This window comes from Rhodococcus sp. T9N (assembly GCF_024436645.1).
Classification (GTDB): domain Bacteria; phylum Actinomycetota; class Actinomycetes; order Mycobacteriales; family Mycobacteriaceae; genus Rhodococcus_F; species Rhodococcus_F qingshengii.
On sequence record NZ_JAMSKS010000014.1, the window covers coordinates 120,821 to 133,647 of the forward strand.

Genomic DNA, 12,827 nt, shown 5'->3' on the forward strand with positions numbered 1-12,827 from the left:
GCCCAGACCGTCGTATCAGCCCTGACCGCCCAACCTTGGTTGCGACCGATGTCGACGGCACCCTCATCGATCACGACGAGTTGGTCAGTGCCCGCACCCGCGCCGCCGTGCATGCCGTCGTCGAATCCGGCACGCCGTTCCTGCTGGCAACCGGGCGTCCTCCGCGATGGATTTCGCCCGTCGTCGAGGGCTTGGGATACGCGCCACTCGCCGTCTGCGCCAATGGAGCCGTTGTCTACGACAGCTACGCCGACCGCGTCCTCAGCGCCGCGACCTTGTCGGTCGACGCACTCACCGAACTCTCCGAGCTGGCACTGGTTGCACTCCCGGGCGCAGGTTTGGCCGCGGAACGAGTAGGGGAGAGCGCACATGACGCCGCCACCCCACAATTCGTCAGCTCACCGGACTACGAACATGCCTGGCTCAACCCGGACAACACCGAGATGTCCGAGGACGAAGTGCTTGCGGCGCCGGCCGTCAAACTCCTGATTCGCCGTCCAGGCATGACCAGCACGGCGATGTACGACACGCTCGCCCCGCACGTCGGTGCGCTCGCCGACATGACGTACTCCACCGAGAACGGACTGATCGAACTCTCGGCGCCGGGCATCACGAAGGCGTCGGGCCTGGTTGCCGCCGCGGAGAGGTTCGGCTTCGACCTGTCGGGTCTGGTGGCCTTCGGGGACATGCCCAACGACATCCCGATGCTGGGGATGGCACGCCTCGGCGTTGCCATGGGCAACGCTCACCCCGAAGCCAAAGCCGCAGCCGACGAGGTCACCGACACCAATTCGGCACACGGGGTCGCAAAAGTCCTCGAGCGCTGGTGGTCGTAGAACCCACCAGCGCCCGAGGACGTGTACTGCTCGAGTGTCAGCCGACAGGCGCGCTGTTGGCCATTTCCTGGGCAAAGGTCTCGTTGTAGGTCTTGAGGACCTTCGTGACCATGCCGGTGATCTGGTTGAAGATCAGCGAACCGTTCTCGAAGTCGCTTCGCAGGCCGTCCGGGATCGAGTACTCGTCCGAGATCGGCAATCCCAGTTCACCCGCGTCGGAACCGAAACTCTGCCACGACTTGAAGATCTCGCCGAGCACGGTGAACACTCCGCCGTTCGGCGAGGTGTAGACAGCGCCGTTCTGGAACAGCGCACCCTGGTTGCCGAGCTTCGCCTGCAGAATTCCGGACAGTGCCTGGCCGAGGCGTCCGATCTCGCCACCTTCGGCGATCCACTTCTGCGCGAGCGGTGAATTGTCGGTGATCTGCAGAATCTGGGTGACCAGATCCGGGATCGACGAACCGGTGCCACCGGTGACCGTGTCGACCGGAGTGGTCGGCTTGGGCGCAGGCGTCGACGGATTGGAGGGGTTCGAGGGGTTCAACGTTCCCCCGATGTTCGCGGCCGCGATGTTCCGGATGTCGTTCATGTGTGCGTATGCGGCATCACCCGGGCACGCGGTGTTTCCGACGTCGCGGTGGGCGAAGATGATCGGCAGATCGACTGCTGCGCCCTGCGGGTACGGCGTGAACTCGGTGCCCTCGGAGTACATCGTCGTTCGGCCCTTGGGATCGAGTCCGGCCATGCCGAGCTTCCAACCGAGGAACTTGCCGACGGCGTTGAGCGTCGCCTGCGAAGGCTCGACGGTGGAGTAGTCGCCCATCATCGCGATACCGGTGGTGTTCTCGTTGAATCCACCCGCGTGTGCACCCTGAACTGCCTTGTCGAGTCCGCCTGCGCGGCCTTCGAAGGTCTGACCGTACTTGTCGACGAGGACGTTGTATCCGACGTCGCACCAGCCGAGCGTCTGTGCGTGGTAGGCGTAGATCGAGCGGACGATGCCGGCCGATTCGGCCTTCGTGTAGTTGTTGCTACCTGCGGTGTGGTGAACGGTCGCGCCACCGATGAAGTCGTCGTAAGTGGGGGAGTCGCAGCGAAGTGACTCGTCTGCTCCCCACTGAGCACGGGTGATGACGGACGGTCCGCTGCCGCCGAGCGGCGCTGCGACGGCCTGCAGATTGCTGTCTGCCTCGCTGGCGCCCGGGTCGATCAACACGGCGGTGACGGCATCTGCTGCCGTCGTCACCTGGCGAAGCGGCTTGGACACCGAAGCGGGTGTGTACCCGAGTTCGCCGGTGGCTGCGGGTGCTTCAGCGGGGGCAGCTTCCGGAGCGGGCGCGGGGGCAGCTTCCGGAGTCGGGGCCGGCGCAACCTCGGCTGCGGGAGCAGCGGCACCCTGCGGCGTGAGGATCTGGATGGACTTGGTGGCGCCGACGAAGACCGGTTCGGTGGCGGTGCCGGAGTTGGTGGCCTGATCCGAGCTGGCGGAGTCGATGGCGTCAGGGGTGAACCACGGGCCCCAGGTGCCGTCTTCGGCCAGGGCGCGGACCTTGGACTGCGCCGAGGCGATGGTGTCCGAGGTCAACGCGACCATGCTGAACGGAGTGTCGCGGGTGACTTCCTTGACCACGGCACCTGGCTCTTCCTCGGAAGGAACCGGAGCGGTTTCGGTCGGGGCGCCGGGAGCAGCGGGTGCCGGGAACAGCTCGGTCGGCAGCGTGATCCCGGGAGGTAGCGGGATTTCGGTCGGGAGCTTGAGGTTTCTCAGATCACCGAGGTTGATGTCGGGGAGATCGAGACCGGTCAGCTCCTTGACCGGAATGATGATGTCGGGCACCGACGCGAGGAGCACCTCTGCGATCTGGGTCGGCACTGCTACTGACGTCGTCTCGTTCGCGGAACGTACATCGGACGTAGTGCTCGTGAAGCCGTAGACCGCAAAAGGACTTGCGACAGCCACTGCGGCTACAGCCCCGAGTACGAGCGAGGGCTTCGGTCGACGGTGTGGCAAGGGATTACTCCTCGGTTGTAGTTACTTGCGAGCGAACTTCAGGGCCGATGACGGCCGTGAACGGAATCCTTCAAAACCGGATCCGAGCAGGTCGGATGCCATGTTCTGGGGTTGAACTCCAGTTTTCGGACGCGTACGTCTGCAACTCGTGATGCTGATGTGACTCGTGTGACTGGTGTTGCTAACTCCAAACACTCTTGCCACACTAGTCACAAAAGTCCATAACGCTCAACCTTAGGGTGAGACTTTAGTTAAATCGTTGTGGACTGGCCTGCGCGCGAAGTACCGACTTCGCGGACTCGTGAGGCCGGTAGCGATGAGGAGAGCATTGATGGCGAGAAGCGGAAGAAGCGGAACTGCAGGTAAGAAGCCTGTGTCCGGTCGCGCAGGTCGCTTTCTGGTGGGCGGACCCGGGAGGCGAACCTCGCTGATGCGGATCTCGGTCCTCGGTCTCGTTCCGGCTCTTGCGCTCGGCGTCGCGATCGGAGGTTTCACGCAAATCCGCGCTGACGAGCCGTCGATCCTGCACGCCGTCGCTGCCGACACGCAATTCACGCTCTCCGGGCACGGCAACGGACATGGCCGTGGAATGGGCCAGTGGGGCGCTTACGGCTACGCCAAGAACGACGGCTGGTCCGGCGAGCGAATCCTCAGTCACTACTACGGCGGAACCGTCCTGGACTCGATGCCGCCTGCCCAGATGAGTGTGCGGCTCACGGCCCAGGACAACTCGACGCTCGACGTCTACTCCGACGCCGGCCTCGTGGTCAACGGTCAGCGCACCGCGCCCGGCGAGGCTGCCCATCTCACTGCGCTGCCCGGTGGCGGTGCGCAGGTAGTGGTCACCAGCGGGTGCGGTGGCGGGGTTGTCTGGGAAGCGGTCACCGAGCATCCGTGGGTGGACCCGGTGGACCTCGGTCCTGATCGACCCGCCGACCAGTTCCTGAAGCTGTGCAACAACGATGCGCCCTATCGAGGCGCCCTCGGCGTAGTGCTCGACAACGGCTCGGCTCGGACAGTCAATCTCCTCGACATGGAGGACTACCTGCTCGGCGTGGTGCCGGTCGAAGCGAAGGCCGAATGGGCCGATTCCGGTGGGGCCGAAGCGCTACGGGCGCAAGCCGTGGCAGCACGCTCGTATGCTGCGACCGAGCATCGCAGCTCGTACGCCGACACCTGTGACACTCAGGACTGCCAGGTCTACGGCGGAGCGGGCAAGGAAGATCCCCGCACCACCGAAGCCGTCCGGTCCACCGCCGGCGCCGTTCTGTCGCGTGACGGCAAGATCGTTGCCACCGAATTCTCCGCGTCCACAGGAGGTTACAGCTCCGGCGGTGAATTCCCGGCCGTCGAGGATCTCGGTGACGCGCTTTCTCCGAATCATGACTGGACAGTGAATCTGACCGCAGGGCAGATTGCGGACGCCTTCGATGTGGGTGAGCTGCAATCGCTCAAGATTCTCTCGCGCAACGGATTCGGTACCGACGGCGGGCGAGTGACGGCAGTCGAGGTAGTCGGAACAAATGCAACTGTTGGCGCCACCGGAATTCAGTTCCGCCAGAAACTCGGCCTGAAATCCGACTGGTTCACCATCGGTGACGGTGCGGGTGTGGTAGTGGCACCGGATTCGGAATCGACAGTGCCGGAATCCAATTCGCCATCCGACGATCCATCGGGTACGGTTGCGGAGACGCAGATCGAGAAGAAGTATCGGGAGCTCGGCGGTGAAAGCGGCTCTCTCGGTGCTCCTGCCGGCCCGGAGATGCAGTTGCCCTCCGAAGCAGGCACTTTCCGTGTCTACGAAAACGGAACCATCATCTGGACAAAGGTTTTGGGCGCGCAGGTAGTTGATGCCAACGTGCTCCGCGAGTGGATACCGACGGGCGGAAGCTAGGGGAAGGTCGGTCGGTAGCGACTCGCACGTATCGACTCTGAAGGGTCTCTGCCGTAACCCGGCGGAGGCCCTTCAGGTCGTTCAGGGTTCGTTGGTTGTCGGTCAGATGGTCGGGGCGTCGCCGAGCAGGCGGTACTCGAGCCACAACTCCGCACGTTCCGTGGGGGAGCCGAGGTCGAGCTGGAGAAGGCTCTCGATCCGAGCGAGTCTGCTGCGCAACGTATGCCGATGAATATTCAGCGCTGTGGCTGCGGCGTCGCCCACCCCGTTGTGTGCCAACCACATGGCCAAGGTCCGGTAGAGATCGCTACCGCCCTTCGCTTCCAGAAGCGGGCGCAAGTGTGCCGCCGCGAATGCCGTCGAGCGATCCTGGTCGAGAAATGCGGACAATCCGCTCTCCGAGAGTTCGGCGAACCGCATCGAAGGCAGGTTGCGGGCACCGGCCTCGGCTGCTGCCTGCGCGGCTTGGCGTCTGGCGCGCGAGAGATCGTCCCACCACAGCATGTCCGACACGCCGACGGTGACGTCGATTTCGTTGACACGGGCGAGGATTCGCCCGCTGTCGGTAGCCGAGACGACGGCAATCAGTGCACCGTCGGTGATGCCGAACGCCAGATCGCGGCTGAGACCATCGAGCAGTGAGACGGACACGCTCTCGAGCAGGCCACTCGGGCCCGCTACGTGGAAGACCTGGAAAGGCTCGACCGGAAATCCTCCCCACAGTTCCCCGGAGATGTTGCGGGCGAGCGCATTCTGTCCCTCGAACAGCTGATGCATCGCAACGGTACGAAGGTGGTTCATCGTCAGCTGTGCGTCTCGGGTTCGAGCCGTCATCAACGTGAGCAGAGACGCGGCTGCGATGACGATGCCCTGATTCAGTGAACCGACGGCGCCGGGGCAGCCGGCGACGAGGTACCCCATCAGCTTTCCCCTCGACGTCAGCAGCGGATGGGAGATGACGTCCTCGTTCTCACTCGTGAGGAAACTGACTTCCATCGGGCGGGCGTCGCGCTCGGGGGCAGTTCGCTCGATTCCGGCGGCCGCGGCGGTGTGTGAGATCTCGACGGTATGTCCGGCCGAGTCCAGCAGAGCCGCCCATCCGCCGATCAATTCCGCCACCCGTCGTACGACTGCCCGGGTGCCGTTGACCGTCACCGCAGCTTGAAGCAGTCGCCGCAGGCTCTGGTAATTGCTGCGCAGCGCTTTCATGTCGTCGTCGGATTGCGCCTTCGACACCGCTTTGGTCAGGGCGATGAAAGGTGTTCGCAATGGGACGTCGAGAAGGGGCACACTGAAACGGGTGGCCGCATCCACCAGAGTCTGTGGCGCCTGCTCGTATCCGAGGCCGGTTCCGAAACCGATTCCGGCAATTCCGGCCGCCACCAGGGTCCGTACGAATCGGGTCGTTTCCGCGGCCGTCGTCGGTAGTGACACCCCGGTGATGAGTAGTAGTTCACCGCCGTCGAGGAAGGGCGTCGGGTCGGGAAGTTCGGAGACATGTGCCCAGGTCAGGGTGCGATCGAGCTGGTCGTGCCCAGCCAGGACGCGAAGGCCGAACTGTTCGGTCGCACAAAGCTGGCGGAGCGTGATGGGCATGAGTCCAGTCTGACACCTCGAACTCGCCACTTTGTAGTGCCTGCGGTCACGTTTGTACAAAGTGGAGCCTGACGCGAGCTTGCCGAAGGTCCGACACTGGCGCTATCGAAAATGCGCTCCGGATAGAGCGCCACCGAGATCCACGTCCCGAACAGCCCACAAGGAGTACTGATGTCCAGTACAGACCAGCCGGCACTTCAGCACACGCTGAAGAAGCGGCATCTGTCGATGATTGCGATCGCAGGCGTCATCGGCGCCGGACTGTTCGTCGGCTCCGGTGTGGCGATCCAGGAGACGGGACCCGGTGTCCTGATTTCCTACGCGCTTGCCGGCGTAGTCGTCATCCTCGTGATGCGCATGCTCGGTGAGATGTCGGCAGCGTCGCCGGAAACCGGCTCGTTCTCCTCGTACGCCGACAAGGCCATCGGCCGCTGGGCGGGCTTCTCGATCGGCTGGCTGTACGCCTGGTTCTGGATCATCGTGCTCGGGATCGAGGCCACCGCCGGTGCCCTCATCATGAATCGCTGGGTCCCCGGCGTTCCCCAGTGGACCTGGGCATTGATTCTGATGATCGTGCTGACGCTGACCAACATCATCTCGGTCAAGTCGTTCGGCGAGTTCGAGTTCTGGTTCGCCTCCATCAAGGTCGTCGCCATCATCGCGTTCCTCGGCATGGGCATCGTGGCGATCTGCGGATGGATGCCCGGCGTCGAAGCACCCGGAATGACAAACCTGACCGGTCACGGCGGCTTCCTGCCGAACGGAACAGGAGCGATGCTCGCCGCAGTCCTTGTGGTCGTGTTCTCGTTCTTCGGGGCCGAAATCGCCACCATCGCCGCCGGTGAATCGGCCAACCCGCTCGAAGCTGTTCGCGCAGCCGTCAAATCCGTCGTCTGGCGAATTCTCATCTTCTACATCGGCTCGATCGCAGTGGTCGTCACCCTGCTTCCCTGGGACAGCGCGTCGGTTGCACTCAGCCCGTACGTCGCCGTCATGGACTCCTACGGCATTCCGGCCGCGGGCAACATCATGGACGTCGTCGTCCTCACGTCGGTTCTGTCCTGCCTCAACTCCGGTCTCTACACCGCGAGCCGCATGATCTTCTCCCTCGCCGGCCGCGGCGACGCCCCCAAGTCGCTCTCACGTATCGAGAAGACCGGCGTCCCGATGCGCGCTGTCCTGGTCTCGACGATCGTCGGCTTCCTGACCGTCGGCATGAACTACCTCTCCCCGGACAAGGTCTTCCTGTTCCTGGTCAACTCCTCCGGTGCGATCGCGCTGTTCGTCTGGCTGGTCATCTCGGTGTCCCAGCTGCGCACCCGCCGCAAGCTCGAAGCTTCGGGCCAGGAGCTGGAACTCAAGATGTGGTTCTTCCCGTACCTGACCTACGCCACGATCGCCGCCATCATCGCGCTCTGCATCGGCATGCTCACCCTGGACTCGACGCGCAGCCAGATGATCGTGTCCCTGGGACTTGCAGCGATCCTCGTGGGTATCGGGCTCTACCGCTACCGGAACCACAAAGACACCGACGCCGACGCCGAGGTCGCGCCCGTCGCCGAGAGCGCTCCCACACCCTGACACCAACGTCCCCATCTGCGAGATACTTCGATGTCCTAGTATCGGCCACGGACAGAGAAATCGACGTGAGCACAGCAGATGGGGACAATCATGACCACACCCGAACCGATCGTCATCGTCGACGGGGCCAGGACCCCCGTCGGTAGCTTCGGCGGCGTCTTCAAGGACGTACCCGCGCACGAGCTGGGCGCCGCAGCAGCCAAGGCCGCGCTGAGCCGCGCCGGCGTTGCGCCCGAAGACATCGACGAGGTCGTCATGGGCTGCATCGGCCAGGTCGGCCCGGACGCCTACAACGCACGCCGCGTCGGCATCGCCGCCGGACTGCCCGAGAACGTCCCCGCCTACACCGTCAACCGCCTCTGTGGCAGCGGTCTGCAGGCTGTGTGGTCTGCGGCGATGCAGATGCGATGGGGCGCAGCTGCCATCACGCTCGCCGGCGGTGACGAGAGCATGTCTCGCATGCCCTTCTACGACTTCGCCGCCCGCTCGGGCTACAAGCTCGGCGATCGCAGCCTCGTCGACGGCACCGTCGCGATGCTCACCGACCCGTTCAGCAAGGCCCACATGGGCCGCACTGCCGAAGCCGTCGCCCGTAAGTACGGCGTCAGTCGCGAGCAGCAGGACGAGTTCGCCGTCGAATCTCAGCGCCGTGCCGCTACCGACGCAGCGAAGGCGGCATTCGCCGAGGAAATCACTCCCGTCGAGACCGGTGGTCGGCGCTCCGTCACCGTCACCGAGGACGAGCATCCCAAGCCCGGAACCACCGTCGAAACCCTCGCCAAGCTGCGCCCCGCATTCGAAGAGGGCGGATCCGTCACCGCCGGTAACGCGTCGGGCATCAACGACGGCGCCGGCGCACTCGTCCTCGCGACGGGCACCGAGGCAGCCAAGCGCGGTCTCACCGGACTGGTCACGCTCGAAACCGTCACGACGGCAGCCATGGAGCCCGGCCTGATGGGCTACGCTCCCGTGCTCGCTCTCGAAAAGCTCTTTGCACAAACAGGATTGAAGCCTTCCGACATCGGCACCGCCGAGGTCAACGAGGCGTTCGCTTCGCAGGCCATCGCCGTCATCCGTGACAGTGGCCTGGATCCGGAGAAGACCAACCCGTACGGCGGAGCGATCGCCCTCGGACACCCGGTCGGCGCCACCGGAGCCATCCTGACCCTGCGTGCGGCCCGCGACATGGTCCGCCGCGACCTCGAATTCGGCATCGTCACCATGTGCATCGGCGGCGGTCAGGCACTCGCTGCCCTGCTGAAGCGGGTCTGATCATGGCGACCAAGCGCAAGCCGTCGTGGCACGACGACGAGATCACCGCAGTAGCCGAACTGGCCCGTGGTTTCTTCGATCGTGAACTGATCGCCAAGCGTGAGCAGTGGGACGCTCAGCATCGCGTCGACCGGTCCGTGTGGCTCGAAGCCGGCAAGCTCGGCCTGCTGTGCTGCTCGATTCCCGAGGAATACGGCGGGGGCGGTGGAACTTTCGCGCATGATCTCGCTGTCTTCGAGGCGCAGGGCTACTGCGGTGACTATGCGCTCGGTAACTCCGTGCACAGTGGCATCGTCGCCCACTACGTGCTCGAATACGGAAGCGAAGAGCAGAAGAAGGCCTGGCTGCCAGGTATGGCGACGGGCGAAATCCTCGGCGCCATCGGAATGACCGAGCCCGGAACAGGTTCCGACCTCAAGGCAATCACCACCTCCGCGATCCGTGACGGTGACCACTACGTAGTGAACGGGTCGAAGACCTTCATCACCAATGGTGGCAGCGCAGACATGATCGTGCTTGCCGTCAAGACCGACCCCAAGGCGGGCGCCAAGGGTGTCTCGCTCCTGATCGTGGATCTTCGTGACTGCGAAGGCTTTGCGGTCGGCCGCGTGCTCGACAAGGTCGGTCAGCATGGCGCCGATACGTCGGAGCTGTCCTTCACCGACGTTCGCGTTCCCGTCTCGAACCTCCTCGGTGAGTCCGAGGGGCTCGGCTTCGGTCAGTTGATGGCGCAGCTGGTGCAGGAACGCCTCATCATCGGCGCGCAGGCCATCGGCACCATCGAGCGTGCAGTCGAGGAGACCGTCGCATACACCAAGGCGCGTCAAGCGTTCGGGCACAGCCTCTTCGAGTTCCAGAACACCGCCTTCGAGCTGGCCGAGTGCCAGACGATCGCACGCACCTGCCGTGTCTTCCTCGACAACTGCATCGAGGATCACCTCAACGGCGAGCTGGACGGCGCAGACGCCGCGATGGTCAAGTACTGGCTCACCGAGCAGCAATGCGCCGTCGTCGACCGGTGCGTGCAGCTCTACGGCGGATACGGCTACATGCGTGAATACCCGATCGCGCGCATGTACGAGGACTCCCGCGTCCAGAAGATCTACGCCGGCGCCAACGAAGTGATGAAGGGCATCATCGCGAAGAGTCTTTGATCACCGGCGTCGAAAACCATTGACACCGACCAGGCACCCACCGAGCATTTCGGTGGGTGCCTTTGTGTGTGCCCACAAGCGGTATCGAGCTGTTCGGAAGGCAAACACTGATGAGCTTCACCATCGACGTCTGGTCGGCACGCGTCACCCAACTGACAGAGCTGGCGCACTGGCCGTTTCCGCCGCGAGAGCTCTTTCCCCAGGCGAGTGAGGCCGAGATCAGTGAAGCGTCGGCGCGGCTGGCACCGGAGTTCTTCGACGAGGGTAGTGGTGACCTCGTGCTTGCCATCCACACCTACCTGGTGGAGATCGGCGGCAAGGCCGTCGTCGTCGACACCGGTAACGGCAACAGCAAGCACCGGCCGAACCTCTTGCCGCATCACATGTTCGGTACCGACTACCTCTCACGCTTCGCAGCCACCGGTGTGTCCGTCGACGACGTCGATCTGGTGGTCAGCACACATCTGCACCCTGACCACTGTGGCTGGAACACCGCCCTCGACGCCGAAACCTGGCGGCCTACCTTCCCCCGCGCGACCTACATTTTCGATCGCACCGAACTGGCCGCGCTCCAACAACTCGCCGCCGACGGTCCACACGAAGGAGTGGTCTCGGATCTGGCGCAGACCTTCGAGGACAGCGTCCGTCCCGTTCTGGACGGGGCGAAGTGGGAGGCGGTCGACGACGGCCACGTCCTGGCCGAGTCCGAAGGCACACGCGTCGTCGTTCGCAGCGCGCCCGGCCACACGCCGGGTCACATCGTGATCGAGATCCGCACTGCCGACGGCGGCGCCGTCATCGCCGGCGACGTGATCCACCATCCGATCCAGTTTCTGTACCCGGACCTCAGCCAGGGCGGCGACGCGGATCCCGAGATCGCCAGGGTCACCCGCCGCGAACTTCTCGAACGCTGCGCGTCGGAGGGACTGCTTCTACTTCCCGCACACTTTCCGGTCGACGAACCGATCACGGTTCGGTTGAACGAGGACGATCGCCCGATGGCACCTTCGATATATGTTGCGAGGCCTGCATAGAATGGGCCAATGCCTGCGACCGAATCGACGCCATCGCTCTCCGGCAGGCCGCTTTCGAGTCGGATCGGATACGGCTTGGTCAAAGCCGCACTCCGCGTGAGGCAGTCGTACGCGGAGGCTTTGTCTCGCGTCGGACTGCTGCCCAATCATCACGCCATTCTCAGCACACTCGATGAACTCGGCCCATGCCATCAAAAGGAGCTTGCTTCCCGAGTGGTGGTCGACCCCGGTGACATCGTTGCCTATCTCGACAGTCTGCAGGAGTCGGGATACGTTGTGCGCGAACGTGATCAATCTGATCGGCGTAGGCAGGTCGTTTCGATCACGGACTCCGGAGTAGCGAAGTTGATCGAGGGTGATGCGGCCCTCGACGCCGTCGAGCAAGAGGTCTTCGAGTCGTTGACCGATCGGGAACGTGAGACATTGACGGTCGTATCCGCCAAGCTCACGGGGCCGACGGCGCGGCCGTCAGAGGCCTGATGATTCCGGGTACTCTTTTGCTCGTCTCGGCTGGACGCTTGTGGCCCCAGTAACTCGGTTGGTTGTAAGTTCTTGCCACCCAACTCAGATCGTCGACGGTGAGACCACCGAACCCGTACTCGATCTGCAGACCGGACGGGCTGCCGATGTAGATCGACGTCATCAGGTCATTGGTGTGGCGCCCCAGCGTTTGCATGACCTCGGTGTCGTGGCTGTCGAGAAGATCGATCAGGCGTCCGAGATCGTCCATGCATTCGACTTCGAGCATGAGGTGGTTGAAGCCGACGTGGCCGGGATATTCGGCCAGCGCAAGTGAATGATGACGCCCGTTGACGTGATAGAAGCGCACGGTGAATTGGTCGTTGGTGATCCGGTCCGATAGTCGGAAACCCAGCACATCCACGTAAAACTTGTTGGCTTCCTCGATATTCGGTACCTGTAAAACGATGTGGCCCAGGCCTTGATCTCCGGTCACGAATCCGCCGCGCATGACACGACCCGGTGTGAACGACAGTGGCGTCGATGCCTTTCCCCACGAAATCTCGTGTCGAGTTCCCCATGGGTCGGTGAACCACACGAGTTCGGCGACTTGCCGCTCGGCGAGCAGGTCGGGATTGCCGTCGTGCAGCATGATGCCGCTCCGGTCGAGGTGCGCGGCAAACGAGTGAAGATCGGATTCATTGGCCATTGCCCAACCGGCGTACAGGAATTCGTCTACCTTGCCGGGGTGGACGGCAATTCGATAGTTGACGTCGTCTACTGCGAGCCGGATTGCGCCATCCGGCCCGTCTGGTGACAGTTTCGCGCCCAGAAGTCCGGTTCCGTACTTTCTCCAGTCCTGAGCCCTGGGTGACGCGACTCCGATATACGACAGTTCCTGGATCACGATGATCTCCCTCGAATGCACTTGATGGTTGCTGTTCCCAAAATATAAGCAGTGTGACCAATGATTGGCAAGATAATCGTTGG

10 protein-coding genes are annotated in these 12,827 nt (G+C 63.5%); 7 read left to right on the forward strand and 3 right to left on the reverse strand.

The window, feature by feature from the left end:
• The first annotated feature begins 14 nt into the window (after positions 1-14).
• A complete protein-coding gene (locus M1L53_RS22045) occupies positions 15-836 on the forward strand; it encodes a Cof-type HAD-IIB family hydrolase (protein ID WP_037131235.1) in 822 nt (273 codons plus the stop codon).
• 37 nt (positions 837-873) lie between these two features.
• On the opposite strand, the gene M1L53_RS22050 is transcribed toward M1L53_RS22045, so the two are convergent.
• A complete protein-coding gene (locus M1L53_RS22050; RefSeq protein WP_054188659.1) occupies positions 874-2,847 on the reverse strand; it encodes an N-acetylmuramoyl-L-alanine amidase in 1,974 nt (657 codons plus the stop codon).
• 331 nt (positions 2,848-3,178) lie between these two features.
• Here M1L53_RS22050 and M1L53_RS22055 point away from each other — a divergent pair, with 331 nt between their 5' ends.
• A complete protein-coding gene (locus tag M1L53_RS22055) occupies positions 3,179-4,741 on the forward strand; it encodes a SpoIID/LytB domain-containing protein (protein WP_054188658.1) in 1,563 nt (520 codons plus the stop codon).
• A 102-nt stretch (positions 4,742-4,843) separates the two neighbouring features.
• Here M1L53_RS22055 and M1L53_RS22060 read toward each other — a convergent pair whose 3' ends face one another.
• Positions 4,844-6,337 carry a PucR family transcriptional regulator gene (locus M1L53_RS22060; RefSeq protein WP_003943944.1) on the reverse strand — a complete coding sequence of 498 codons (1,494 nt, stop codon included), beginning with the start codon at positions 6,335-6,337 and terminating at the stop codon, positions 4,844-4,846.
• 171 nt (positions 6,338-6,508) lie between these two features.
• Here M1L53_RS22060 and M1L53_RS22065 point away from each other — a divergent pair, with 171 nt between their 5' ends.
• From M1L53_RS22065 to M1L53_RS22085, 5 genes are all read left to right on the forward strand, one after another.
• Entirely contained in the window at positions 6,509-7,918 is a 1,410-nt protein-coding gene (locus M1L53_RS22065; RefSeq protein ID WP_042447605.1) for an amino acid permease, read from the forward strand.
• Between the two features lie 90 nt (positions 7,919-8,008).
• Positions 8,009-9,190 (forward strand): thiolase family protein, encoded by a 1,182-nt coding sequence (locus M1L53_RS22070; RefSeq protein ID WP_007731825.1) that lies wholly within the window; start codon positions 8,009-8,011, stop codon positions 9,188-9,190.
• A gap of 2 nt (positions 9,191-9,192) precedes the next feature.
• Positions 9,193-10,344 carry an acyl-CoA dehydrogenase family protein gene (locus tag M1L53_RS22075; RefSeq protein ID WP_007731824.1) on the forward strand — a complete coding sequence of 384 codons (1,152 nt, stop codon included), beginning with the start codon at positions 9,193-9,195 and terminating at the stop codon, positions 10,342-10,344.
• A gap of 110 nt (positions 10,345-10,454) precedes the next feature.
• Positions 10,455-11,378, forward strand: coding sequence for an MBL fold metallo-hydrolase (locus M1L53_RS22080; protein ID WP_054188739.1), 924 nt, complete (start codon positions 10,455-10,457; stop codon positions 11,376-11,378).
• Between the two features lie 9 nt (positions 11,379-11,387).
• Entirely contained in the window at positions 11,388-11,858 is a 471-nt protein-coding gene (locus M1L53_RS22085) for a MarR family winged helix-turn-helix transcriptional regulator (RefSeq protein WP_054188657.1), read from the forward strand.
• Here the strand turns inward: M1L53_RS22085 and M1L53_RS22090 are convergent.
• The gene (locus M1L53_RS22090; RefSeq protein ID WP_051649533.1) at positions 11,824-12,744 is read right to left on the reverse strand and encodes a VOC family protein; all 921 of its coding nucleotides are present in this window, start codon (positions 12,742-12,744) and stop codon (positions 11,824-11,826) included. The two genes, M1L53_RS22085 and M1L53_RS22090, sit on opposite strands and share 35 nt — an antisense overlap.
• Between the last annotated feature and the right edge of the window lie 83 nt (positions 12,745-12,827).

Bases quoted from the DNA above. Each gene is read 5' to 3' on its own strand.
- M1L53_RS22055 (WP_054188658.1), top strand. From the start codon at position 3,179: ATGGCGAGAAGCGGAAGAAGCGGAACTGCAGGTAAGAAGCCTGTGTCC.
- M1L53_RS22060 (WP_003943944.1), bottom strand. From the start codon at position 6,337: ATGCCCATCACGCTCCGCCAGCTTTGTGCGACCGAACAGTTCGGCCTT.
- M1L53_RS22065 (WP_042447605.1), top strand. From the start codon at position 6,509: ATGTCCAGTACAGACCAGCCGGCACTTCAGCACACGCTGAAGAAGCGG.
- M1L53_RS22070 (WP_007731825.1), top strand. From the start codon at position 8,009: ATGACCACACCCGAACCGATCGTCATCGTCGACGGGGCCAGGACCCCC.
- M1L53_RS22075 (WP_007731824.1), top strand. From the start codon at position 9,193: ATGGCGACCAAGCGCAAGCCGTCGTGGCACGACGACGAGATCACCGCA.
- M1L53_RS22080 (WP_054188739.1), top strand. From the start codon at position 10,455: ATGAGCTTCACCATCGACGTCTGGTCGGCACGCGTCACCCAACTGACA.
- M1L53_RS22085 (WP_054188657.1), top strand. From the start codon at position 11,388: ATGCCTGCGACCGAATCGACGCCATCGCTCTCCGGCAGGCCGCTTTCG.